Annotated in this window: 23 protein-coding genes; 15 read left to right on the plus strand and 8 right to left on the minus strand. The window is 70.1% G+C overall.

Translation table 11 applies throughout. The annotated features are described in order from the left end of the window. Positions 1-100: 100 nt before the first annotated feature. The 4 genes from ppsA (at position 101) to M5C96_RS07085 (ending at position 5,623) form a co-directional block, all read left to right on the plus strand. The gene (ppsA, locus tag M5C96_RS07070; protein ID WP_272568155.1) at positions 101-2,491 is read left to right on the plus strand and encodes a phosphoenolpyruvate synthase; all 2,391 of its coding nucleotides are present in this window, start codon (positions 101-103) and stop codon (positions 2,489-2,491) included. Between the two features lie 19 nt (positions 2,492-2,510). Next, the gene (locus tag M5C96_RS07075) at positions 2,511-2,873 is read left to right on the plus strand and encodes a DUF4212 domain-containing protein (RefSeq protein ID WP_272568157.1); all 363 of its coding nucleotides are present in this window, start codon (positions 2,511-2,513) and stop codon (positions 2,871-2,873) included. After that, a complete protein-coding gene (locus M5C96_RS07080; protein ID WP_272568158.1) occupies positions 2,866-4,959 on the plus strand; it encodes a VC_2705 family sodium/solute symporter in 2,094 nt (697 codons plus the stop codon). Before M5C96_RS07075 ends, M5C96_RS07080 begins: the two co-directional genes overlap by 8 nt. 172 nt (positions 4,960-5,131) lie before the next feature. Further along, entirely contained in the window at positions 5,132-5,623 is a 492-nt protein-coding gene (locus M5C96_RS07085; protein ID WP_272568159.1) for a hypothetical protein, read from the plus strand. Between the two features lie 63 nt (positions 5,624-5,686). Here M5C96_RS07085 and M5C96_RS07090 read toward each other — a convergent pair whose 3' ends face one another. The 4 genes from M5C96_RS07090 to M5C96_RS07105 all read right to left on the minus strand — a co-directional run bounded on the left by M5C96_RS07090 (position 5,687) and on the right by M5C96_RS07105 (position 8,911). Continuing rightward, a complete protein-coding gene (locus tag M5C96_RS07090; RefSeq protein WP_272568161.1) occupies positions 5,687-6,766 on the minus strand; it encodes a TIGR03118 family protein in 1,080 nt (359 codons plus the stop codon). 221 nt (positions 6,767-6,987) lie between these two features. Then, positions 6,988-7,347, minus strand: a complete 360-nt coding sequence (locus M5C96_RS07095) for an FKBP-type peptidyl-prolyl cis-trans isomerase (protein ID WP_272568163.1) — start codon at positions 7,345-7,347, stop codon at positions 6,988-6,990. A gap of 145 nt (positions 7,348-7,492) precedes the next feature. Then, complete coding sequence (locus M5C96_RS07100) at positions 7,493-7,798, minus strand: winged helix-turn-helix transcriptional regulator (protein WP_092744314.1); 306 nt, start codon at positions 7,796-7,798, stop codon at positions 7,493-7,495. Between the two features lie 204 nt (positions 7,799-8,002). Further along, entirely contained in the window at positions 8,003-8,911 is a 909-nt protein-coding gene (locus M5C96_RS07105; protein WP_272568164.1) for a LysR family transcriptional regulator, read from the minus strand. 130 nt (positions 8,912-9,041) lie between these two features. On the opposite strand from M5C96_RS07105, the gene M5C96_RS07110 reads away from it, so the two are divergent. From M5C96_RS07110 to M5C96_RS07145, 8 genes are all read left to right on the plus strand, one after another. Further along, positions 9,042-10,022 carry a hydroxymethylglutaryl-CoA lyase gene (locus M5C96_RS07110; protein ID WP_272568165.1) on the plus strand — a complete coding sequence of 327 codons (981 nt, stop codon included), beginning with the start codon at positions 9,042-9,044 and terminating at the stop codon, positions 10,020-10,022. A 22-nt stretch (positions 10,023-10,044) separates the two neighbouring features. Beyond that, complete coding sequence (locus tag M5C96_RS07115; protein WP_272568167.1) at positions 10,045-11,274, plus strand: CaiB/BaiF CoA transferase family protein; 1,230 nt, start codon at positions 10,045-10,047, stop codon at positions 11,272-11,274. An 89-nt stretch (positions 11,275-11,363) separates the two neighbouring features. Next, positions 11,364-12,374 (plus strand): tripartite tricarboxylate transporter substrate-binding protein, encoded by a 1,011-nt coding sequence (locus M5C96_RS07120; protein WP_272568169.1) that lies wholly within the window; start codon positions 11,364-11,366, stop codon positions 12,372-12,374. Between the two features lie 491 nt (positions 12,375-12,865). After that, complete coding sequence (locus tag M5C96_RS07125) at positions 12,866-13,492, plus strand: PepSY-associated TM helix domain-containing protein (RefSeq protein WP_272568170.1); 627 nt, start codon at positions 12,866-12,868, stop codon at positions 13,490-13,492. 21 nt (positions 13,493-13,513) lie between these two features. Beyond that, positions 13,514-14,038 carry a DUF2271 domain-containing protein gene (locus M5C96_RS07130; protein WP_272568171.1) on the plus strand — a complete coding sequence of 175 codons (525 nt, stop codon included), beginning with the start codon at positions 13,514-13,516 and terminating at the stop codon, positions 14,036-14,038. Between the two features lie 48 nt (positions 14,039-14,086). Then, positions 14,087-14,899, plus strand: a complete 813-nt coding sequence (locus tag M5C96_RS07135; protein ID WP_272568173.1) for a DUF4198 domain-containing protein — start codon at positions 14,087-14,089, stop codon at positions 14,897-14,899. Between the two features lie 14 nt (positions 14,900-14,913). Then, positions 14,914-16,014: an FAD:protein FMN transferase gene (locus tag M5C96_RS07140; RefSeq protein ID WP_442867364.1), complete on the plus strand. Its 1,101-nt coding sequence runs from the start codon at positions 14,914-14,916 to the stop codon at positions 16,012-16,014. 21 nt (positions 16,015-16,035) lie between these two features. Continuing rightward, a complete protein-coding gene (locus tag M5C96_RS07145; RefSeq protein WP_272568177.1) occupies positions 16,036-17,418 on the plus strand; it encodes a sulfite reductase subunit alpha in 1,383 nt (460 codons plus the stop codon). 76 nt (positions 17,419-17,494) lie between these two features. Here the strand turns inward: M5C96_RS07145 and M5C96_RS07150 are convergent, their stop codons facing one another. The 4 genes from M5C96_RS07150 to M5C96_RS07165 all read right to left on the minus strand — a co-directional run bounded on the left by M5C96_RS07150 (position 17,495) and on the right by M5C96_RS07165 (position 21,565). Then, positions 17,495-17,977, minus strand: coding sequence for an SgcJ/EcaC family oxidoreductase (locus tag M5C96_RS07150; RefSeq protein ID WP_272568179.1), 483 nt, complete (start codon positions 17,975-17,977; stop codon positions 17,495-17,497). A 168-nt stretch (positions 17,978-18,145) separates the two neighbouring features. Beyond that, on the minus strand, positions 18,146-18,829 hold the full coding sequence (locus M5C96_RS07155) for a response regulator transcription factor (protein ID WP_272568180.1): 684 nt from the start codon (positions 18,827-18,829) through the stop codon (positions 18,146-18,148). Continuing rightward, positions 18,826-20,463 (minus strand): sensor histidine kinase, encoded by a 1,638-nt coding sequence (locus tag M5C96_RS07160; RefSeq protein ID WP_272568181.1) that lies wholly within the window; start codon positions 20,461-20,463, stop codon positions 18,826-18,828. The genes M5C96_RS07155 and M5C96_RS07160 overlap by 4 nt, the downstream gene beginning before the upstream one ends. Before the next feature lie 148 nt (positions 20,464-20,611). Further along, the gene (locus tag M5C96_RS07165; RefSeq protein WP_272568182.1) at positions 20,612-21,565 is read right to left on the minus strand and encodes a LysR family transcriptional regulator; all 954 of its coding nucleotides are present in this window, start codon (positions 21,563-21,565) and stop codon (positions 20,612-20,614) included. Between the two features lie 115 nt (positions 21,566-21,680). Between M5C96_RS07165 and M5C96_RS07170 the strand changes: the two genes are divergently transcribed. The 3 genes from M5C96_RS07170 (at position 21,681) to M5C96_RS07180 (ending at position 24,370) form a co-directional block, all read left to right on the plus strand. Continuing rightward, positions 21,681-22,619 carry a dihydrodipicolinate synthase family protein gene (locus M5C96_RS07170; RefSeq protein WP_272551826.1) on the plus strand — a complete coding sequence of 313 codons (939 nt, stop codon included), beginning with the start codon at positions 21,681-21,683 and terminating at the stop codon, positions 22,617-22,619. 82 nt (positions 22,620-22,701) lie between these two features. Beyond that, positions 22,702-23,667, plus strand: coding sequence for a Bug family tripartite tricarboxylate transporter substrate binding protein (locus M5C96_RS07175; RefSeq protein WP_272568184.1), 966 nt, complete (start codon positions 22,702-22,704; stop codon positions 23,665-23,667). Next, the gene (locus tag M5C96_RS07180) at positions 23,657-24,370 is read left to right on the plus strand and encodes an SDR family NAD(P)-dependent oxidoreductase (protein WP_272568185.1); all 714 of its coding nucleotides are present in this window, start codon (positions 23,657-23,659) and stop codon (positions 24,368-24,370) included. The genes M5C96_RS07175 and M5C96_RS07180 overlap by 11 nt, the downstream gene beginning before the upstream one ends. Positions 24,371-24,392: the final 22 nt, after the last annotated feature.

Consider the following 24,392-nt stretch of genomic DNA (forward strand, 5'->3'; position numbering starts at 1 on the left):
AACCACAACACCAAAGCCGAACGCCGTGCATGGGCGCTCGCCCGCGATTGCTCCCCCGGAGCGCAGGCGCAGACCCAGTTTCAACTTCTGGAGCTATCCCATGTCTGCACTCTTCAACGCGACCGCCCTGGTCGTTCCGTTTGAAAACCTGAGAATGACCGACGTCGAGTCGGTGGGCGGCAAAAACGCCTCCCTCGGCGAGATGATCTCCCAGCTGCCCCAGGGCGTTCGCGTTCCCACGGGCTTTGCCACCACCGCCCACGCGTTCCGCCAGTTCCTCGCCCACGACGGCCTGGCCGACAAGATCAGCAAGCGCCTCGCCGCGCTGGACACCGAAGACGTGCGCGCCCTGGCCGCTGCCGGCGCGGAGATCCGTGCCATGGTCGAGGCCCAGCCCTTCCCGGCCGACCTGCAGCAGGCGATCGCCGAAGCCTTCGCAAAACTGTCCGAAGGCAACCCCCAGGCGAGCTTTGCCGTGCGTTCGTCCGCCACGGCGGAAGACCTGCCCGATGCCTCGTTCGCGGGCCAGCAGGAAACCTTTCTCAACGTGGTCGGCATCGACGACGTGCTGCACAAGATGAAGGAGGTGTTCGCCTCCCTGTACAACGACCGCGCCATCAGCTACCGCGTGCACAAGGGCTTCGCGCACGACGTGGTCGCCCTGTCGGCCGGCGTGCAGCGCATGGTGCGCTCCGACCTGGGTGCGGCCGGTGTGATGTTCACCATCGACACCGAGTCCGGCTTCGAAGAGGTGGTCTTCATCACCAGCAGCTATGGCCTGGGCGAGACGGTCGTGCAGGGCGCCGTGAATCCCGACGAGTTCTATGTGCACAAGCCCATGCTCCAGGCGGGCAACAAGGCCGTGATCCGCCGCAACCTGGGCTCCAAGCTGGTGCAGATGGTCTTCGCCTCGGCCGAGGAGAAGGCCGCCACCGGCAAGCTGGTCAAGACGGTGGAAGTGGCGACCGAGCAGCGCAACCGCTTCTCGCTGTCCGATGCCGACGTAGAGCAACTGGCGCACTACGCCCTGGTGATCGAACAGCACTACGGCCGCCCGATGGACATCGAATGGGGCAAGGACGGCACCGACGGCCTGCTCTACATCCTGCAGGCCCGCCCCGAGACGGTGAAGAGCCAGTCCAAGGGCCAGGCCGAGCAGCGCTTCAAACTGAAAGGCACGGGCACCGTGCTGGCCGAAGGCCGTGCCATCGGCCAGAAGATCGGCACCGGCCCCGTGCGCCTGGTGAGCGACATCGCCGAAATGGACAAGGTGCAGCCCGGCGACGTGCTGGTCACCGACATGACCGATCCCAACTGGGAGCCCGTGATGAAGCGCGCCAGCGCCATCGTCACCAACCGCGGCGGTCGCACCTGCCATGCGGCCATCATCGCGCGTGAACTGGGCATTCCCGCCGTGGTGGGCTGCGGCGACGCCACCAGCCTGCTCAAGGACGGCACGCTGGTGACGGTGAGCTGCGCCGAGGGCGACACCGGCAAGATCTACGACGGTCTGCTCGAAACCGAGGTGACCGAGGTGCAGCGCGGCGAAATGCCCAAGATCGGCACCAAGATCATGATGAACGTGGGCAACCCGCAACTGGCCTTCGACTTCTGCCAGCTGCCCAACGACGGCGTGGGCCTGGCCCGGCTGGAGTTCATCATCAACAACAACATCGGTGTGCACCCCAAGGCCATCCTGGACTACCCCGCCGTCGATGCCGACCTGAAGAAGGCCGTGGAATCGGTGGCGCGCGGCCATGCCTCGCCCCGTGCGTTCTACGTGGACAAGGTGGCCGAGGGCGTGGCCACCATCGCCGCCGCCTTCTGGCCCAAGCCGGTGATCGTGCGCCTGTCGGATTTCAAGTCCAACGAGTACCGCAAGCTCATCGGCGGCAGCCGCTACGAGCCCGAGGAAGAGAACCCGATGCTGGGCTTCCGTGGCGCGGCGCGCTACATCAGCGCCGATTTCGGCGAGGCGTTCGCGATGGAGTGCGACGCCATCAAGCGCGTGCGCGGCGAGATGGGGCTGACCAACGTGCAGGTGATGGTGCCCTTCGTGCGCACGCTGGGCCAGGCCGACAAGGTCACCCAGCTGCTGGCCAAGCATGGCCTGAAGCGCGGCGAGGCCGAGCTGAAGGTCATCATGATGTGCGAGGTGCCCAGCAACGCCGTGCTGGCGGACGAGTTCCTGCAGTACTTCGACGGGTTCTCGATCGGCTCCAACGACCTGACCCAGCTCACGCTGGGCCTGGACCGCGACTCGGGGCTCGAGCTGCTCGCGCAGGACTTCGACGAACGCGACCCCGCCGTGCTGGCGCTGCTTTCGCGCGCCATCGCCGCCTGCAAGGCCCAGGGCAAGTACGTGGGCATTTGCGGCCAGGGCCCCAGCGACCACCCGGACTTCGCCGAGTGGCTGGCCAAGGAAGGCATCTCGTCGATCTCGCTCAACCCCGACAGCGTGATCGCCACCTGGCAGCAACTGGCCCGCTGACGGCCCCGGTCCGGCCACCATGCCCACGCGCCCATCGGCGATCGAGGAGCCCGGGGCCGGACATCCCTTTCCGCCCGACCTGCACGATGCCCGCCACCTCTGGCTGAAGGCGGGACTGCTGCTGGCCTGGGCCGCGGTGTCCTTCGGGGCCTGCTACTTCGCCCGCGACCTGCAGTTCATGGTGGTGGGGGGCTGGCCGCTGGGGTACTGGATCGCGTCGCAGGGCGCGGTGCTGGTGTTCATCGGCATCGTGGCGATCTACTGCGCGGCGATGAACCATTTCGAGCGGCAGGACGCGAACGCGGTGGCCGGTGGTGCGGACACGCCGCCGTCCACCCCCGACGCGCCCGGCCCGGGCGCCCCCGGCAAGCCGCATGGCTGACGCGCCGCCGCAAGCTGCCTACGGCCGGCGGCTGCGCCGCATCCTTGCGCTCTACGTGGCCGGGGTGATCGCCTTCCTGGCCGTCATGGCCTGGGCCGAGCAGCGCGGCCTGTCGCGCCACTGGATCGGCCCCATCTTCCTGTTCCTGTCCGTCATGGTCTATGCGGCCATCGGCGTGTATGGGCGCACGACCGATGCCGACGAGTACTACGTCGCCGGGCGCCGCATTCCGCCCGTGTACAACGGCATGGCGGCGGCGGCCGACTGGATGAGCGCGGCCTCGTTCATCAGCCTGTCGGGCGCGCTGTACCTGCAGGGCTTCTCGGGGGTGCCGGGGCAGGCCGGCGGGCTGGCCTATCTGCTGGGCTGGACGGGCGGGTTCTGCCTCGTGGCCCTGCTGATCGCGCCGCACCTGCGGGCCATGAACCTCTACACCATCCCGGAATTCTTTCAGGTGCGTTTCGGCGGGCGCTGGCCGCGCGTGATCGCAGCGCTCGCGGCCGTGCTGTGCTCGTTCACCTACGTGGTGGCGCAGATCTACGGCGTGGGCCTGATCGCATCGCGGCTCACGGGCGTTCAGTTCGAGATCGGCATCATGCTGGGCCTGGGCGGGGTGCTGCTGTGCTCCTTCCTGGGCGGCATGCGCGCCATCACCTGGACGCAGGTGGCGCAGTACGTGATGCTGCTGCTCGCGTTCCTCATTCCCGTCTCCTGGCTGGCCTACAAGCAGCTGGGCAATCCCCTGGCACCGCTGGTGTACGGCACCCAGATCGGCAAGATCGCCGACATGGAGGCCCGGCTGCTCGCCGACCCCGCGGAGCGCCAGGTGGTGGCGGCCTACCAAGCGCGGGCCCAGGAGCTGCAGGCCCGGCTGCAGGATGTGGGCGCGGCGCTGGAGCGCGAGCGCGAAGCGGCCCGCCAGCGCATCCGCCAACTGCGCGACCAGAACGCGGACGTCGGCCTCATCGTGGCGGCCAGCCGGGAGCTGGCCACCATGCCGCGCGACGAGGACACGGCCCGCGAGCGCTGGAGCCGCGAGATGCGCGAGAGCGAAGAGCGCGCCCGCCCCCTGGGCGGCCTGCCCGCGCACAGCCAGCCCTACGTGGGCGACCCGGACGGCCCGCCCGAGGCGCAGCGGGCGTACGAGGACACCCGGCGCAATTTCCTCGCGCTGATGTTCTGCCTCATGGTGGGCACGGCCGGGCTGCCGCACCTGCTCACGCGCTACTACACCGTGCCCTCGGTGGCGGCCGCGCGCTCTTCGGTGGCCTGGTCGCTATTCTTCATCGCGCTGCTGTACCTCAGCGCGCCGGCGCTGGCGGTGCTGGTGAAGTTCGAGGTCATGAGCAACCTGGTCGGCAGCCCGTTCGATGCGCTGCCCAACTGGATCGGGCAGTGGGCGCGGGTGGATGCGGCGCTACTGTCGGTGGAAGACGTGAACGGCGACGGCATCGTGCAGTTCGGCGAGATCCGCTTCGGCGCCGACCTGATCATGCTGGCCACGCCCGAGCTGGGCGGGCTGCCGTATGTGATCTCGGGGCTGGTCGCCGCGGGCGGGCTGGCGGCGGCGCTCTCCACGGCCGATGGCCTGCTGCTCACCATCAGCAATGCGCTGGTGCGCGATCTGTACTTTCACGAGACGGGCCGCAGGGCATCGCCCGAGCAGCGCGTGATCCTGACCAAGTTCACCCTGCTGGCGGTGGCGCTGTCCGCCGCGTTCGTGGCGGCGCTCAAGCGCTCGGAGATCCTGCCCATGGTGTCGGCCTCGTTCTCGCTGGCCGCCTCGGCCTTCGTGCCGGCGATGGTGCTGGGCATCTTCTGGCGCGGCGCGACGCGGCAGGGCGCGGTGGCGGGCATGCTGTGCGGGCTGGGCGTGACCGTGTACTACCTGCTGTCGCATGTGGAGGCCGTGCGCGCCATGGTGCCTGCCGTGCTGCTGGCGGAAGGCCTGTGGTTCGGCATCCAGCCGATCTCGGCCGGCGTGTTCGGCGTGCCGGTGGGACTTGCGACCGCGTGGCTGGTGAGCCTGCTCACGCGGGCGCCAGGCGCGGGCCCGTCGGTTAATTCGCGCCTGCCGGGGATGTGAACGGCGGGTGCGCGCGCCACGGCGCACGGTGGGGCTCGCGGCGATGCGGGGGGAGGGGGATGGTGGTTATGGATAAACCCGGATTCACAAAGCCCCGACCGCGTGCGACGCTGCGCTCAGCCATCGGCCGGGCGCGTGTCCCCGACGCCGCCGAACACGATCAGGGGGAACCGTGCTACTCGTCAAGACATCTTCAGGCCATCTGGCCCTCAAGGACCGCCACGGGGCGCTGACCTCGCGGCAGCGTTCGGCCTTCATCCTGTTCGATGGCAAGCGCACGCTGGCACAGGTGCTGGCGGCCACCGCGACCATGGGCATCGGCATGGACGACGTACTGGCGATGGTCGGGCAGGGCCTGCTGTCGTTGCCGGACGGCAGTGCGCCGGACCTGCAGAACGCGTCGCCCGAGGGCGTGCCGGCCCCGGCGGACGCGTCGGGTGCGGCCCCGGCAACCGGCGAGGCATCCTCGCCCATGGAGCGCTACCAGGCGGCCTATCCGATCGCCACGGAAATCACGTCTAGCCTGGGGCTGCGCGGCTTTCGGCTGAACCTGGCGGTCGAGGGCGCGCGCAGTTTCGACGACCTCGCCGCACTGGCGCCGAAGATCCGCGAACTGGTGGGCGATGAAAAATACCGGCGCCTGGAGCGGGCGCTGTTCGGCTGACCGGCCTCGCGCAGCGGGCCGGTCCTGCCGCAGCGCCGTGGCGATGCGGCAGGAAGGCGCGGATCAGGGCTGCACGTCCACGCGGCCGTAGGCGCCGTTCACGCCCTTGTTCGGCCCCGCCACATAGAACAGCGTGTTCAGCGGCTGCTGGTTCAGGCCGTTGCCGAACGCGATGCCGCGCACGCCGTCCAGTTGCAGGGTCGTTCCGTCCTTTTGCGCCAAGGCGCCGTTCCATTCGCCCGTTGCGGGGTCGAACGCCTGCAGCGTGCCGTCGCCTTCATTGGCGACGATCAGGCGGCTGCTGGCCCCGGCGAAGTTGCCAGGCGCCTGGGCGATGCCCCAGGGCGCGTTGAGTGTGGCGCCGGGCATGACGATGCGCTGCGCCAGGGTGCCGTCGGTGTTGAAGGCATTCAGCGCGCCCAGGCCGGCGCCCGCCACGGCGTTGCGGCGGTTGGCGTCCTGCTGCGCATAGGTCACGTAGATGCGCGTGCCGATGGTCTGGATGCCGTAGGGCGCATAGTTGGCCGGCAGCTGCGGATCGGCGAAGTTACCCGCCAGTTGCACCTTCTGGAAGCTGGTGTCGAACACGTCGACCTTGTTATTGCGGAAGTCGGTGGCGTACAGGAAATCCGCGCCGCTGCGGGTGGCCACGGCCAGGCCCTTGTAGATCGCGCCGCCGCCGTCCCGGTAGGTCACGATGGCATTGGCCAGATCGGCTGCGGGGCTCCAGCCGGAGAGGCTGCCGTCCTCGCTGGAAAACACGAAGCGGCTGGGGCCGGTCACGCCGTTCTTGGTGACCGGGAAGCTGCTGGTGCCGCTGAAGATGATGCCGGTGGGGTTGGCCGGGGCGCTGCCAGCGGGGGGCACGGTCACCACCAGGGTCTGCGGCACGCCGTTGCCGTCATAGAGCGTGGACTTCTGCGTGGCCGTGGCGGTCACCCAGACGAAGCCGTTCGGGTTGAAGGCGATGCCCCAGCCGTTCTTCAGGTTGGCATCGGTCTGCGTGCCTGCAATGCTGCCGTCGGACACCACGGCCTTGGCCGTGAAGGAGGTGACCGTCGGCGGGGCGTCGCTCCCGCCGCAGCCGGCCAGCACCAACGCCGTCGCCGGCACCGCACCCCACAAGATTCTGGATATTTTCAAGATTGCTCCGTTGGAAGATCGCAGTCATTTTTCTGCCGTCGTGAGTGCGGACTGCGTTGCCAAAGGTTGTGGGGGCGGTGAAAAGAAAATGGAAGCACGGGTGGGCAGGCAAGGGTGCCCCGCATGGAAAAAGGGCTGTGCCTTCTTGCGAAGGCACAGCCCTTTGGGGGGGAGGCGGCGCCCACCGGGCGCCGGTCTCGGTGCGGATCACGCCGCGCCGATCAGCCGCCGACGCCGAGCAACTCGACGTCGAACTTCAGCGTGGCGTTCGGCGGGATCACGCCACCGGCGCCGCGGGCACCGTAGCCCAGGGCGGCGGGAATGATCAGCGTGCGCTGACCGCCCACCTTCATGCCCTGCACGCCTTCGTCCCAGCCCTTGATCACCATGCCGGCGCCCAGGCCGAACTCGAACGGATCGTTGCGGTCGCGGCTGGAGTCGAACTTGGCGCCCTGCTCGCCGTTGTTGTAGAGCCAGCCGGTGTAGTGCACGCTGACGTGGTTGCCGCGCGTGGCCTCGGCGCCTTCGCCCACGACGGTGTCTTCGTATTGCAGGCCGGAGGGGGTGGTGGTGAATGCCATGGGTGTTCCTTTCGAAGTGCTACTGAAATGATAGCGATATGCCCTAGTGCTTATTGCGCTGGAGCCCTAAAAGACCAAACCCGCGCAGCGCGCGGGTCGGACAGGGTGGCGGACGCTGGAGGGGCCTCGCGCCGGCTTGGTCGACTTACTTCTTGACCCGCGCTGCGACCCAGCGGGTGGCGAAGGCCTGCACGTCGGACAGCCGTTTGAGCAGGTCCACGCCCGAGGGGGTGACCGTGTAGCCGTCGTTGCCGTGGTCCAGCAGGCCGGCTTCGCGCAGTTCCTTGATGCGGGTGTTCAGCGTGTTGGGCGTGATGCCGCCCACGCTGTCCTGCAGCAGCCGGAAGGTTTGGGGGTGGCCGTCGCGCAGGGCCCACAGCACGCGCAACGCATAGCGGCATTCGAGCTTTTCGAACAGCTGGTTGATGGCGGCGTTTTCCTTGGAGCTCATGAAAGCTTCTCCTTGCGCGATAGAGAGATAGAAATCCGGCAGCGGGCAAAACCCGGGCGGCCGGAACGCTGTGAATATAGCGTGTAAACCATTTTGCTACAAGTTTAATAGCTCCAGAGCAGCACCCCACTTGCGCTGCGGGGTAAAAATACTCAGGTGTTACAGGATTGTTGCACTCCTGCCACGGCCCCGGTGGACGCTCTCTCAGCGCGCCGCGGCACCCGCCGACACCAGGTGCTCGACCAGCAATTGGGCGGCCGGCGCCAGGCCCGGCGCCGGCCGGAAACACAGCGCGAACCGCCGCCGGGCCCACGGGTCGGCCATTGGCACGATGCGCACCCCTGTGGCCGCGGCGAACGGCACCGCCACCTCGGCGGGCACCACGCTGATGGCGAGGTTGGCGCGCACCACGCGCAGCGCCGCATCGAAGTTGGACACCAGCACGCGGTGCACCAGCGTCTTGCCCTCCACCGCCGCGGCGCGCGCCAGCAGCACGTGCACGGCGCTCAGGGCCGGCATGCTCACGAACTCGTAGCCCAGCACGTCGGCGAACCGCACGCTGTCCTGGCGCGCCACCGGGTGCGAGGGGTGGGCGACGATGGCCAGGTGGTCGTGCCGGTAGCTGCGCGTCTCCAGGCCCTGCAGATCGGCCGCGTCCCAACAGATGCCGATGGAGGCGCTGCCTTCGCGGATGCCGCGGACCACCTCGGGGCTCACCCGTTCCTCCATGCTCACCTGGATGTCGCGGTGCGCGGGGTTCTGCAGGAAGGCCGCCACGTCGTCCGCCAGCGATTCGGCCATGACGGAGGCCGTGACCAGCATGCGCACGTGCCCGCGGATGCCGGTGGCGAAGGCCGCCATGTCGCGCTTGATGCGGTCCACGCTCGCCAGCATGGTGCGGGCATGTTCCAGCAGGGTTTCGCCGGCGACGGTGGGCACCACGCCGTGGCGCTTGCGCACCAGCAGGGGTGTGCCCAGCGTGTCCTCCAGTTGCGCCAGCCGCTTGCTCACCGCCGAGCCGACGATGGATTCCTGCTCCGCCGCGCGGGCGATGTTGCGGTGCTCGCACACCGCCACGAAGAGCTTGAGGGTCTGGAGATCGGGCAGGCGCATGGAAGGAATGTGGAAGAAGGGAAGAGATTCAAGATTTTCCTTCCTGGAATCTTAGGCCTTCCAAAATTGGAATGAATTGATGGAAGGGAATTTCTAGAATGCCTGCACAAGACCCCAGACAGGAGACTCCGTGACCCCCCGCACGCCCGCAGCCCATCCGCTCCCCCATTCGTCCGCCCAGGCCATCGTGAGAGAGGTGGGCCTGCGCGATGGCCTGCAAAGCATCGCTACCGTGGTGCCCACCGCCCGCAAGATCGAATGGGTCGATGCCGCCTATGCGGCCGGCCAGCGGGAGATCGAGGTCGGCTCGTTCGTGCCGGCGCGCCTGCTGCCGCAACTGGCCGACACCGCCGAGGTGCTCGCGCACGCCAAATCCCTGCCGGGCCTGGTCGCCTCGGTGCTGGTGCCCAACCTGCGCGGGGCGGAGCGGGCCATCGAATGCCAGGCCGACCTGATGGTCGTGCCGCTGTCCGCCAGCCACGCGCACAGCCTGGCCAACCTGCGCAAGACGCCGGACGAGGTGGTGGCCGAGGTGGCGCGCATCCGCGCGGCGCGCGATGCGGCGGGTAGCCGCACCCTGATCGAAGGCGGGGTGGGCACGGCCTTCGGCTGCACGCTCCAGGGCGAGGTGGCCGAAAGCGAAGTGCTGCGCCTGATGCAGGCCCTGCTCGACGCCGGGGCCGACCGCGTGAGCCTGGCCGACACCGTGGGCCATGCCGATCCGGCGGGCGTGCAGCGCCTGTTCGAGAAAGCCCGCGGACTCGTCGGCGAGCGGCTGGCCTGCGCGCATTTCCACGACACGCGCGGCATGGGGCTGGCCAACGCCTATGCCGCCTGGCAGACCGGCATCACCCGATTCGATGCCTGCCTGGCCGGCATCGGCGGATGCCCCCACGCCCCCGGGGCGAGCGGCAACGTCACCACCGAAGACCTCGCCTTCATGCTGGAGCGCATGGGCGTTTCCACCGGCCTCGACGTGGCCGCGCTGCTGGCGCTGCGCGAGCGCGTGGCCGGCTGGCTGGAGGGGGAGACCCTGCACGGCGCGCTCTGGCAGGCCGGACTGCCCCGCACGGCCGCGTCCCTCCCCGCAGCGGTTGCGTCCGCTGCCTGACCGAACCCTTATCGTTGCGCCCATGAACGCTCCCTTGAATCCTTCTTCCGTCCCCACTGCCGAACGCCCGCGCCTGCCCCTGGAGGGCCTGCGCGTGGTGGAGTTCACCCACATGGTCATGGGCCCCACGTGCGGCATGGTGCTGGCCGACCTCGGTGCCGAGGTCATCAAGGTCGAGCCGTTGGACGGCGACCGCACGCGGCATCTGCTGGGCGCGGGCGCCGGGTTCTTTCCCATGTTCAACCGCAACAAGAAGAGCATCGCCCTGGACCTGCGCAAGCCCGAGGGGCTGGAGGTGGCGATCCGCCTGGCCTCGTCGGCCGACGTGGTGGCGCAGAACTTCAAGCCGGGGGTGATGGCCAAGTACGGCCTCGACTACGCCGCGCTGTCCCGCCTGAACGAGCGGCTGGTCTACGTGAACCACACGGGCTTCCTGCCCGGCCCCTATGAGCACCGCACTGCGCTCGACGAGGTCGTGCAGATGATGGGCGGGCTGGCCTACATGACCGGCCGCCCGGGCGATCCGCTGCGCGCGGGCACCAGCGTGAACGACATCATGGGCGGCATGTTCGGCGCCATCGGCGCCATGGCGGCGCTGATGCAGCGCGCCCAGACGGGCCGGGGGCAGGAGGTGGATTCCGCCCTGTTCGAGAACAACGTGTTCCTCGTCGGCCAGCACATGATGCAGTACGCCGTGACGGGCCAGCCCGCCGCGCCCATGCCCGACCGCATCTCGTCGTGGGCGGTGTACGACGTGTTCAGCGTGAAGGACGGCGGGCAGATCTTTCTGGCCGCCGTGAGCGACGCGCAGTGGGCCACCTTCTGCGACGCCATGGGCTATGCCGACCTGAAGGCCGACCCGGGCCTGGCCTTGAACAATGACCGCGTGCGCGCCCGCGCCACGCTGCTGCCCGAACTCCGCCGCCGCCTGGCCGGGCACACGGCCGAGGCGCTGTCGGCCATCTTCGAGCGGAACGGCCTGCCGTTCGCGCCCATCCTGCGCCCCGAGCAGCTGTTCGACGATCCGCACCTGAACGCCACGGGCGGCCTGGCCGATGTCACCTTGCCCGACGGCGAGCGCGCCGGCAGCACCGCGCGGGTCACGCTGCTGCCGCTGCGGCTGGACGGCCAGCGCATGGGCGTGCGGCTGGACCCGCCGCAACTGGGCCAGCACACGCGCGAACTGCTCGCCGGCCTGGGCTACGCGCCCGAGGCCATCGCCGCGCTGCACGGGGCCGCCGCCGTGGCCTGACGAGAACGGGCTCGGCCCCACCACCGGCATGCGAGCGCGGCAAAGACCGCGCCGCCCCTTCATCCCCCCAACGATCACGGAGACAAACCATGACATCGCTGCCCACCCCCTGCGAACCGGCGCTGCGCCCCGCCGTTCTCACCCGCCGCCGCGCACTGGCCTGGGGCGCCGCTGCGCTCGCGGTGCCGGGCCTGGCCAACGCGCAACCGGGCGACAAGCCGCTGCGCGTGATCCTGCCGCTGTCGGCCGGCTCGGGCGCGGACGGCGCCATCCGCGCCATCAGCAACAGCCTGGCCAAGGCCCTGGGCCATCCGGTCGTGATCGAGAACCTGCCCGGCGCGGGCGGCATCACCGGCACGGCGCAGATCGTGCGGGCGCCGCGGGACGGGTCGGTGATCGGCGTGGTCTCGAACAACCACGTGGTGAACCCGGCCGTCTACAAGAACATCCCGTTCGATTCGCTGGCCGACATCACGCCCATCACCGTGCTGGGTGCCACGCCCTTCGTGCTGGTCGCGCATCCGTCGGTGCCGGCCAAGACCGTGCAGGAGCTGATTGCGTATGCCAGGGCCAAACCCGGCGTGCTGAACTACGGCTCGTCCGGCAACGGCACCATCCTGCACCTGGGTGCGGCGATGTTCGTGGACCAGGCGCAGGTGGACATCAAGCACATCTCGTACAGGGGCATGGGGCCGCTGATGAACGACATCCTGGGCGGACAGGTGCAACTGGGCGTCGTGGCCGTGGCGCCGGCCGCGGCGCACATCAAGGCGGGCGCGCTGCGCGCGCTGGGCGTCACCACCGCCGTGCGCGTGCCCACGCTGCCCAGCGTGCCCACCATCGCCGAGCAGGGCCTGTCGGGCTTCGAGCTGGAAGGGTGGATCGCCCCCATCGGCCCCACGGGCCTGCCCAAGACCGAGGTGGCGCGGCTCTACAACGGCTTCAAGGCCGCCATGGAGATGCCCGAGGCGCGCGAGGCCCTGCTGGCCCAGGGCTACGACATCAAGCTCACACCGCCCGAGCAGGCGGCGGCGTTCTTTCGCAGCGAGGCCGCACGCATGGCGCAGGTGGTGAAAAGCGCGAACGTGAAGATGGACTGAAACGCAGCCGCCATGCACCGGCCTTCGCGCAGGCCGCATGGCGCTCAGAAGGGGCCGCGCAGGCCCCAGTTCACGCAGGTGCGGCGCGCTCCAGATGCTGTAGCACCTCGCGATGCGAAACGGGCCGTGCCGCCAGATCCATGCCAGTCGGAGCCTTCGGCATTCGCGCCCGCGCTCGGCGGGCGGCCGAGCCGGTCAACCGCTATCGCGTCATCGCGCCATCGCCGCCGTGTGACGGCAAGCCTAGCGGAGGGGACGAGCCCCCGTGGGTGACGAGCATTTCATATCGACGCAGAAGCCGGCATCCATCGGTGCCAGCGCGCGGCACGCGACCCCCGGCCGGCGGATCGCCATGCCCGCGACCTCCGGGTAAAGATTTTGCAAATGCGATTCATTTTCAATTAGACGCTCTAGAATTGCGGGTTTTCCCGGGCGCCACCCTGTGCGGTGGCTCGCTCCCTGTCCCTCCATCCGGCCCCTTCCGTTCCCGCATGACCCGCCCTCCGGACCCTCGCCGCCGCGCCCGCTGGCTCAAGACCCTGCATGAATGGCACTGGGTGAGTTCCGCCATCTGCCTCGTCGGCATGCTGCTGTTCGCGGTGACCGGGTTCACGCTCAACCACGCCGGCCAGATCGAGGCCAAGCCTCGGGTCACCAGCCTGCGGGCGACCGTGCCCGCGCCGGTGCTCCAGGGTGTGGCGCCCCCCGCCGGGCAGGCCCGCGCGCCCTGGCCGCCGGCCCTGCAGGATTGGGCGCGGGCGCAGTGGTCCGTCGACACGGCAGGGCGCGAGGCCGAGTGGTCTGCCGACGAGGTCTATGTCTCGCTGCCGCGCCCCGGCGGCGACGCCTGGATCCGCGTGGGCCTGGCGGATGGCGAGGCCGAGTACGAACGCACCGACCGGGGCTGGATCTCCTACTTCAACGACCTGCACAAGGGCCGCAACACGGGCGCGGCATGGAGCTGGTTCATCGACGCCTTCGCCGCCGCCTGCCTGGTGTTCTGCATCACGGGCCTGTTCATCCTGAAGATGCACGCCGGCAACCGGCCCTTCACGTGGCCGATGGTCGGCCTGGGCCTGGTGCTGCCGGCCCTGCTGGCGTTCCTGTTTATCCACTGAACCGAAAGAGGAAAAATGCCCATGAAAAAGCATTTGCAGCTGCGCTACACCGTGGCGATGGGGGCCTGCCTGGGCGCGCCTGCCTTCGCGGCCGGTCTCGGCGTGGGGATCGAGATCCCGCGCCTGGACGTGGCCGAATACCACCGCCCCTACGTGGCCGTGTGGGTCGAGCGCGCCGATGCCACCGTGGCCTCCACCCTGGCCGTCTGGTACGACGTGAAGATGAAGGACGCCGAGGGCAGCAAGTGGCTCAAGGACATGCGCCAGTGGTGGCGCCGCACGGGCCGCGAACTGTCGGTGCCGATCGACGGCGTGACCAGTCCCACGCGCCCCGCCGGCAAGCACCTGCTGCAGTTCACTGAGGGCACGAACCCGCTCGCCCGGCTGCCCGCCGGCAACTACAAGCTGGTGGTGGAGGCCGCGCGCGAGGTCGGTGGCCGCGAGGTGGTGACCGTGCCTTTCGCCTGGCCTGCCGCCAAGGGCGAGCCCCTGCGGGCCAAGGGCACCACGGAGCTGGGCGAGATCACGCTCGAACTCAAGCCCTGATCCGGCAAGCCCTTCACCCCCCCATTCCCATCCGTCCGGAGTTTCCGCATGCATTCCAAAACCCCATCGCGCCTCGCCGCTGCCTGCCTCGTCGCCCTCTGCGGCGCGTTCACCTCCGCGCAAGCCCACAACGTGTGGCTGTTGCCGTCCACCACCGTGCTGTCCAAGGCCGAATGGATCACGGTGGACGCCGCGGTGTCCAACGACCTGTTCTTCTTCAACCACTTCCCACTGGGCCTGGAAAACCTCACCGTCACCGCCCCCGACGGCAGTGCCGTGGCGCCCGAGAACGCGCACAAGGGCAAGCTGCGCAGCGTGTTCGACCTGAACCTCACGCAGACCGGCACCTACCGCCTGGCCGTGCTGAACAACGGCCTGTTCGCCACCTACAAGGACAAGGCCGGCCAACCCAGGCGCTGGCGCGGCACGGCGGAAAAATTCGCGGCCGAGGTGCCTGCCGACGCCCAGGACCTCAAGGTCACGCAGTCGGCCGGGCGCATCGAAACCTACGTGACGGTGGGCAAGCCCAGCGCCGTGAAGGCCAGCGGCAAGGGGCTGGAGCTGGTGCCCGTGACGCACCCCAACGACCTGGTGAAGGGCGACAAGGCCACCTTCGCCTTCCACATCGACGGCAAGCCCGCCGCTGGGCTGGAGGTGGTGCTGGTGGCGGGTGCCACGCGCTACCGCGACAAGCAGGACGAGATCAAGGCCACTACCGATGCCAAGGGCGAGTTCAGCGTGACCTGGCCGCAGGCCGGCATGTACTGGGTCGATGCCGATGCCAAGGACGACAAGGTGTCGCTGCCCCAGGCCAAGGAACGCCGCCTGTCGTACGTGGGCACGTTGGAGGTACTGCCCTGACCCCGTCCGCCCCCGTGCGGGTGCGCTATGCGGGCGTGCCGCTGCAGGGCGGTGGCCGCAGCGGCGCCACCACTGAAGTGCTGCCGCCGCGGCCAGCGGGCGGCGCGGCCACGCCTTCGTTCGTGCCCGCCGGGTATGCGCCGTCGCCGCGCCGCGCCGATCCGGCCGCGCTGCACACGCTGTCGGGCGAGTCCATGGGCACGACCTGGCGCGTGCGCCTGGGCAACCCGCGCTTCGCGCCGCTCGCGCCGGTGCGTGCCGCCATCGACGCCGCGCTGGGCCGGGTCGTGCAGCAGATGAGCCATTGGGAGCCAGACTCCGACCTCTCGCGCTTCAACCGCGCCGCCGCCGGCACCTGGCACACGCTGCCGGACGAATTCTTCACCGTGCTGCAATGCGCCTTCGACTGGTCGCAGCGCAGCGGCGGCGCCTGGGACCCCACCGTGGGCCCGCTCGTGGACCTGTGGGGCTTCGGCCCGGGGGCCGATCCGCAGGCAGGGCCGGTGGCGCGCATCCCATCGCCCCAGGCCCTGAGCGATGCACGGGCCCGCGTGGGCCATGGCCGCATCGCGTTGCAGCCTGCGCACCGCCAGGCCTGGCAGCCCGGCGGTGCGCAGCTCGATCTGAGCGGCATCGCCAAGGGCTATGCGGTGGACTGCGTGGCGCAGCATCTGCAGGCGCAGGGCTGGACCGATTTTCTGGTGGAGGTGGGCGGCGAGCTGCGTGCCAGCGGCCTCCGGCCGGACGGGCAGCCCTGGCGCGTGGCCGTGGCCGATCCCGCGGGCCATGCACCGCGCGCGCTGGTGCTCCAGGGCATGGCTGTGGCCACCTCGGGCGACCTCTGGCATGCGTTCGACCATGCAGGCCGCCGCTATTCCCACACCATCGATCCGCGCACCGGCGAGCCCGTGCACCACGCGCTGGCGAGCGTGACGGTGCTGCATGCCGAGTGCATGCAGGCCGACGCGCTGGCCACCGTCATCACCGTGCTGGGCCCGCAGGACGGCCTGGACTTCGCGCGGCGGCAGGGGCTTGCCGCACTGGTGTGCGAGCGCACGCCGCGGGGCCTGGCCTGGGCCGCGACGCCGGCCTTCGAAGCGCTGGCGGGGGCCTGACACCATCGCCTGCTGCATCCCATGGTTTTTTCGATTCCCGTGCCGCGCCTTGCCGCGGCATTGATCCTGGTCCTGCTCTATGGGCTGATGTGCACCGCCATCGCACGGCGCGAGCGCCGCCGCGCACGCCGTGCGCGGGCCGAGGCGGCCGAGCTGGCCTCGGCCCGCGAAGGGGGCCCGCCGCTGCTCGTGGCCTATGCCAGCCAGACGGGCCAGGCCGAGGCGCTGGCCCGCGAGACCGCGCGCCTGCTGCACGCGGCCGGCGAGCCCGTGCACCTGTGCGCGTTGGGCGCGGTGGATGCGGCGCTGCTGCAGTGCACGCGCCGGGCGCTGTTCCTGGCCAGCACGTACGGAGAGGGCGATGCGCCCGACAACGCGGCGGGCTTCCAGGGGCAGTGGATGGGTGCGGCCGCGGCACCCTCGCTGGCGGGCCTGCAGTACGGCCTGCTCGCGCTGGGCGACCGGCAATACGCGCACTACTGCGGCTTCGGCCGCCAGCTGGACGGCTGGCTGCGCGCGCAGGGCGCGGTGCCGCTGTTCGAGCGGGTGGAGATGGACAACGGCGCCCCGGCCGCGCTCCTGGCATGGCAGCACCAGCTGTCGCAGGTCGCGAACCTGAACGGGGCGCCTGCCTGGGAGGCGCTGCCGTTCGCCGACTGGACGCTGGCCACGCGCCGCCACCTCAACCCGGGCAGCCTGGGCGCGCCGGTGTTCCACATCGAACTGGCGCCCCCGCCCGGCACCGCGGCCGATTGGGCGTCGGGCGATCTGGTGCAACTGTGCGCGCCGGCCGACCCGCAACGACCGCGCGACTATTCCATCGCCTCGGTGGCGGGTGACGGACGCATCCATCTCACCGTGCGCCAGGCCGTGCGCGAGGACGGCACGCCCGGCGCGGCATCGGGCTGGCTGTGCGCAGGCCTGGCGCCGGGGGGCGCCGTGCCGCTGCGCCTGCGCGCGCACGGGCCTTTCCGGCTGCAGGACAACGCTGCGCGGCCCCTCGTCTTGATCGGCAACGGCACGGGCATCGCCGGCCTGCGCAGCCATCTGCGGGCGCGCGCCGCGGCGGGTGCGGGCCCGAACTGGCTGGTGTTCGGCGAGCGCCAGGCGGCGCACGATTTCCTGTACCGCGCAGAGATCCAGGCCTGGCAGGCCAGCGGTGTGCTGACGCGCCTGGACCTGGCGTTCTCGCGCGACCAGGCGCAGCGGGTGCACGTGCAGGACCGCCTGGCCGAGGCCGCCGATGCACTGCGTGCCTGGGTGGCGGACGGCGCGGCCATCTACGTCTGCGGCAGCCTGGTGGGCATGGCGCAGGGCGTGCATGCCGCGCTTTGCGCCGCGCTCGGCGAGGAGGCGATGGAGGGTCTGGTGCGCAGCGGGCGCTACCGCCGCGACGTGTATTGACGCAGGCACCACGGCGCAGGGGCCGGCATGCCGGCCCCTGCGCTGCCCGGCGATGGAGCGCCGGTGGGAAGGCCGCTTACTTGGCGGCCACCGTCTCGGGCATGGCCGAGGAGTGGTGGTGGGCGATCAGCCACTGGCCGTTCACGCGCTCGTACACGTAGGTGTAGCGGGCCTTCACGGTCTTGCCGTCCTTGAGGGTGAACGTGTAGGTGCCCACGTCCTGCGCCACGTTGCAGCCGATGCGGATCGTGCGGGTGTCGATCTTGCCTTGCGGTTCGGCCTTGAGGAACTTCACGAAGTAGTCGCGGATTTCCAGCGGCGTCGTGCGGGGCTGGTTGGACACGGTGGGCAGCAGCACGCCGTCCTGCGCGTAGTTCGCGGTGACCTTGTCCGGGTCCAGCGTGCGCAGCGAAGCGTTCCAGCGGTCGAACAGCGCGGAGATCTGCTTTTCGTCGGCAGGGAAGCAGACCGGCTCACCCTGACCCTGCGCGAAGGCCGGGGCGGAGACGGAGAACAGAGCCAGGGCAGCTGCGGAGAGGGCGGTGTGAAGCGTCTTCATGGGGTCCTTTGAGAAAAGTGGGTCAAGCGCCGGCCTTCGCCGGCACTGCATCGCTCACTGCGATACAGGACCTATTCTTCAAGGCGTGCATGAACACGGCCGTTGCAGCCCCATGAAGTGCAGATGACGCAAAAATGAACCGCGGATGAACAGGCTTTCGCCCCCGTGTCACTCGGCCGCGGCGTCCAGCCGGTACCCGAAGCCGCGCACCGTTTTCAGAAGCGAGATGGCATGGCCTTCGTCGATTTTTGCGCGCAGCCGGCGCACATAGACATCGACCACATTCGTCAGCGGGTCCTCGTTGGTGCCCCATACATTGGAGAGGATGCGCTCGCGGCTGTACACCCGGCCGGGCGCGCTCATGAGCAGCTCCAGGAAGGCCAGCTCTTTCGCCGTCAGCGCGATGGGCTGGCCGGCGCGGCTGGCCTGCATGCGCTCCAGGTCGAGCACCAGATCGGCCACCTGCAGCGTGCTGGCGCGCTGGCGCTGCTCGCGCCCCCGGCGCATCAGCGCCTCGATGCGGGCCAGCAGCTCTTCGAACGCGAAGGGCTTGGTGAGGTAGTCGTCGGCGCCCAGCCGCAGGCCGTTGACCTTGTCCTCGGTGTTGCTGAGTGCGCTGAGCATCAGCACCGGCACGTGGCGGCCTTCGGAGCGCAGCGTCTGGCACAGCTCCAGGCCGCTCAGGCCGGGCAGCATGAGGTCGAGCAGCAGCAGCCCGGGATCGCCGGTGCGCGCCAGGGCCAGGCCGTCCGGGCCGTTGCGCGCCAGCTCCACGCTGTAGCCTTCGGCCTTGAGGCCGCGCAGCAGGAAGTCCGCCACGCGCGGATCGTCTTCGACCACCAGGATGTTCATGCGTTTTCCTCGGGGGACAGGGTTTCGGGGTGGCTGGCCGAAGGCACGGTGATCTGGACCACCGTGCCCACGCCGGGCTGGCTGTCGATGTCGATGCGGCCGTGGTGCGCGTGCACGATGGACTGCGCGATCGACAGCCCGATGCCGGTGCCGTCCGCGCGGTGCGCCCGCGCGCGCTGGCCGCGCACGAAGCGCTGGAACACGGCGGGCAGTTCCTCGGCCTCGATGCCGATGCCTTCGTCGCGCACCAGCACCTGGGCTTCGCCATCGGGGCCGGGCTGGCAGCCCACGCGCACCGTGCCGCCGCGCTGCGAATAGCGCACTGCGTTGTCCAGCACGATCATCAGCGCCTGGCGCAGCCGGTCGGCATCGGCGTTCACCACCAGCGGGCCGCCGGGGGCGGGCGGCAGGGGCTCCACGGTCACGCCGTGCAGCCCGCCCAGCGCGGCGGCCTGCTCCGCCGCATCGGTGACCAGGGCCTGCAGGTCCAGGCGGCGCGGGCGGATCACCAACTGGTCCGCCTCGGTCCTGGCGATCAGCAGCAGGTCGTGGATCACCTTGGTGAGCTGATCGACGCCGCCCACGATGCGCTCCAGCGTCTGGCGGTATTCCTGCGCCGGCCGGTCGCCGCCGCGCATCGCGATCTCGGCCTCGCCCCGGATGGCCGTGGCGGGCGTGCGCAGTTCGTGGCCCAGATCGGCGAACAGCTGGCGCCGGCGCTGGTCCACGCGCTGCAGGGTTTCGTGCGCCACGCTCAGTTCGTGCGTGCGGGCCTCCACCGCATCCTCCAGTTCGCGGCGCGCCGCATCGGCATGGGCGCGGTGCTGCTGCAGCTCCTCCGCCATGGCATTGAAGTGCTGGGCGACGCGGTCGAATTCGTCCTTCGAGCCGGTGGCCACGCGGTGGTCCAGCGCACCGGCCTGCAGGGCCCGCGTGCCGGCGAGCAGGCGGTCCAGCGGGCGCTGCAGGCGGCGGTTCAGGTGCAGCGCCAGCAGGGCCGCCACGGCGAGGGTGACGATCACCAGCGTGATCGCCTGCTGGCGCAGCACGTCCAGCCCGCGCTCGGTGGCGGCGCGCGCCACCGGAACGGCGCTGCGCTGGCGCTCGATGGCGCCGTTGATGAGTTCGCGCAGGTCCAGGCCGCGCGCCATGTCGAACGTGGCGTTCAGCTCTTCCCACACCGCAGGGAAGTCGGCCCCGGGCTCCAGCGGCTGCAACTGCGCCAGGCGGGCCTCCACGGCCCGGATGTTGTCTTCCAGCAGCTCCGTCATGCCCACGAGCTGCGGCACCTCCTGGGGCATGGACATGCCCTCGCGGTGGGCCAGTTCGTTCCACAGGGCCAGGTCGCGGCGGGCCAGTTCCGCCAGGGCGGCCGCGCCTTCGTGCATGCGTTCGAGCAGCCGCTCGCGCACATCGGGCACGGCATTGGCGTTCATCAGGCGCTGGGTGGCCCACACGCGCAGCCGCTGCTTGTTGGCCGACAGGTCCAGCAACTCCGAGAGGATGTCGCTGGCCAGCCGGCTGTGCTGCGTGTAGTCGTTGACGCGGTGGGTGCCCCAGTACACGAACGCGGCCTGGATGCATACCAGGGCCACGAGGGCGGCGAATGCCAGGGAGAGTCTTGCGCGGTACATGGTGCCGTCGGAGTGCGATGGGCTTGAATTATGTGCCTGTCCGGCGCCCCCGCGGCCGTTGCCCGGGCCTGGCAGGCGTGCCCAGGGCTGTGAATCGTTTTGCTATCAAAATATAGCTAAATGACCAATCAATCCGCCGGCATGAAGGCTATCGGGGCGCAATGGCATGGCTGCCGGCCAGTGTCCACAGCGATTCGGCCACCTGCGACATTTCGGCGCGCTGGCGGTACAGGCGGATCTCCACCGGCACGTTCCAGTCCTGCCCGCCGGCCGCCACGAGCGTTCCGGACCGCAGCTCGTCGGCGATGAGGCTGTGGGGCAGCCATGCGACGCCGCGGCCCTCCAGCGCCATGGTCTTGAGCAGCACCGCGTGGTGCGCGGTGAACACCACCGCCACGCCTCCCGGCACCGCCGACTCCCCGCCATCGCCGTACACGCCGCGCATGCGCGCCCGCATGATGCGGCCCAGGCCCGAGGCGTCGCTGTAGGCCAGCAGGGGCAGCGGGGCGCCGTCCCGGCCGATGGCGTGCAGCGGCCCGCCGTCGGGGCCCGCCGCGCTCACCGGCTGCAGCACGTCGTCCGACAGCCGCTGCATGGGGTACTGTGCCTCGTCCAGGCGCCCGGGCGCTTCGGCATGGCCGTGGCACAGCACGAACTGCACGCGCCGCTGCAGCGCCAGGTCTTCGCACGCGCGGGAGCTGTCCGACATGGTCTGGATGGGCCCCAGGCGCAGCTGCGCCTCCAGCTGGCCCAGCCAGCGCGGAAAGAAGGTGAGGGAGAGCACGTGCGTGGCCGCGAAGCGCAGGCTGGCGGCGGCCGTGTCGTGCGCGGCGCGCGCCTTAATGCGCGCGGCCTCCAGGTTGGCCAGCAGGGTTTCCATCAGGGGCAGAAAGCGCTGCCCCGCCGCCGTGAGGGCGGCCGGGTGCGCGCTGCGGTCGAACAGCTCCACGCCCACCCATTCCTCCAGCGCGCGGATGTGGCGGCTGAACGCGGGCTGGGCGATGGCCCGGGCCTCGGCGGCGCGCGAGAAATTGCCGCACTCGGCCAGGGCCAGGAAGTCTTCCAGCCATTCGAGATCGAGGGGGCGGTTGCCAGGTCCCATGGGCGTCGTGTTCCGTGCAGATAGATGTATGCGATTCGGGTATTGGACGGTGCGGGGCCGTCGCCGGAAGATCCGCTGCGTTGTCGTTCCCCTGCACCCATAACGGAGACTTTGAATGCCTTCCATCGCGAATTATCGCGGGATCATCCCCGCCATCTCGTGCCCCTTCACCCCCGACCACCGCATCGACGAGCCCGCCCTGCGCAAGCTCGCCGCCTGGCTGGCCGGCCACGAGGGCGTGGTGGCCATCATGACCAACGGGCACACCGGCGAGGTGTTTTCCCTCACCCCCGCCGAGCGCGCCGAGGTCACCCGCATCGTGGCCGACGAACTGAAGGGCCGCACGCCCGTCATCTCCTCCATCGTCTGCGAGGGCCTGGCCGAGGCCGCCGAACATGCCCGCGCCGCCCAGGCTGCCGGCGCCGTGGCGCTGGATGTCATGCCGCCCCACCACTGGCTGCGATTCGGCTTCACGCCGGGCCATGCGCTGCAGTATTTCGAGGCCATCCACCGGGCCGCGCCGGGCCTGGACCTGGTGTGCCACGTGTACCCGGCGTGGACGCGCGCCTCGTACTCGTCGCAACTGCTGGCCGAACTCGCCCGGCTGCCCTACCTGCAGGCCTTCAAGGTGGGCCAGCGCGACATGAACAAGTACGCCCGCGACATCCAGGCGATCCGCGAGGCCGACGCCTCCAAGGCCATCCTCACCTGCCACGACGAATACCTGCTGGCCTCGATGGTGCAGGGCGTCGATGGCGCGCTGGTGGGCTTCGCCACCTTCATCCCGCAGCTCATCATCGACCTGTGGAACGCGGTGAAGGCCGGCGATCTGAAGAAGGCCATGGCCGTGCAGGCCGTCATCACGCCGCTCAAGGACGCGGTGTACGGCGGCGGCGAGCCCACGGGCGAGGCCCATGCGCGCATGAAGGGCGGCATGTACCTGGCCGGCGTGATCGACGACGCCACCGTGCGCCCGCCCACCGAGGCGCCCAACGCCCAGGAGGTCGAGGCCCTGCGCGCCGCCGTACGGCAGGCGGGCCTGCTGCAGCGCTGATCTGCGGGTGCCATGACAAGACGGGCCGCACCGCACGGCCCGCACCGGACATTCGCGACCCCATAAAGACAGGAGACAAGCCATGCAACGCAAGCCATTCCTCCGCGCCGTCCTCGGCGCCCTCGCGCTCACTGCCGCTGCCAGCGGCTTCGCGCAGACCTACCCGAACAAGCCGGTGCGCGTGGTGATCCCGTTCCCGCCGGGCGGCACGCTGGATGCCGTGGGCCGCATGCTGGCGCAAAAGCTCGGCGAGCAGACCGGGCAGAGCTTCGTGATCGACAACAAGCCCGGCGGCAGCGGCGTGATCGGCGGCGACGCGGTCGCCAAGGCCGCGGCGGACGGCTACACGCTGCTGTTCAGCGCCTCCACCTTCACGACCGCGCCGATGACACTCAAGTCGGTGCCGTTCAGCGTCACGCAGGACTTCGCACCCGTGGCGCTGGTGGCCAAGGCGCCCCTGTCGGTGGCGGTCAACAAGGACCTGCCGGTGACCGACATCAAATCCCTGCTGGGCTACGCCAAGAGCCACCCGGGCAAGATGACCTTCGCCGTGGGCTCCATCGGCTCGGCGGGGCATCTCTCGACCGAGCTGCTGAAACGGGCCGGCAAGATCGACTACCTCATCGTGCCCTACAAGGGCACGGCGCCGGCCTTCCAGGACCTGATCGGCGGGCAGATCGACGGCTTCATCGACCCCATCCTCGGCTCGCTCCAGTACCACAAGAGCGGCATGCTGAAGGTGGTGGCCGTGACCTCCGCCCAGCGCGTGCCCAACCTGCCCGATGTGCCCACGGTGGCCGAGACCATTCCTGGCTTCGAGTTCTACAGCTGGTACGGCCTGTGGGCCCCGGCCAAGACGCCGCCCGCGCTGGTGCAGCGCCTGAACGCCGAGGTGAACAAGGCCCTGGCCGGCGACATGGCCCAGAAGCTCAAGGACCAGGGGCTGCTCGTCACGCCGGGCAGCGTGGACGACTTCGCCAAGTTCCAGCGCGCCGACATGGAGCGCTCCCAGAAGATCGTGACCGAGGGCAACATCCGTGCGGAATGACGGCACGCTGCCCACAGGCGCCCATGCCGCCGTCACCGGCAGCAGCAGCGGCATCGGCCGCGCCATCGCCGAGTCGCTGCTGGCCGCGGGCTGGCAGGTGAGCGGGCTGGACGTGGCCACGCCGGCCATCGAACATGCCGCGTTCACGCCCGTGGCCGTCGATCTGACCGATGGCGAAGACATCGCCCGTGCCGCCGCGGGGCTGCAGGCCGTCCAGGCCCTGGTGCATGCCGCGGGTGTGCTGCGCGTGGGCCCGCTGGGCCAACTGGACCACGCAGGCGGCGGGTTGATGTGGCGCCTGCACGTCGATGCCGCCACGCGCCTGGCCGATGCCATCGTGCCCGCCATGGCCGCACGTGGGAACGGCCGGGTGGTGTTCATCGGCAGCCGCGTGGCGCAGGGCATGCCCGGGCGCGGCCAGTACGCGGCCACCAAGGCGGCGCTGGTCGCGCTGGCGCGCAGCTGGGCGGCCGAAGTGGCGGGGCAGGGCGTGACGGTGAACGTCGTCTCGCCCGCAGCCACCGCCACCGGCATGCTGAACGACCCCGCCCGCGCCGGCAGCGCACCGCGCCTGCCGCCCATCGGCCGCCTCATCGAGCCCGGCGAGATCGCCGCGCTCGTGGGCTACCTGCTGTCGCCGCCGGCGGCGGCCATCACGGGGCAGGACATCGCCATCTGCGGGGGCTCCTCGCTCGCCCGCTGATCCTTCTTTTTTCAACCACCCA

It is taken from the genome of Acidovorax sp. GBBC 1281, assembly GCF_028473645.1.
Classification (GTDB): Bacteria; Pseudomonadota; Gammaproteobacteria; order Burkholderiales; family Burkholderiaceae_C; genus Paracidovorax.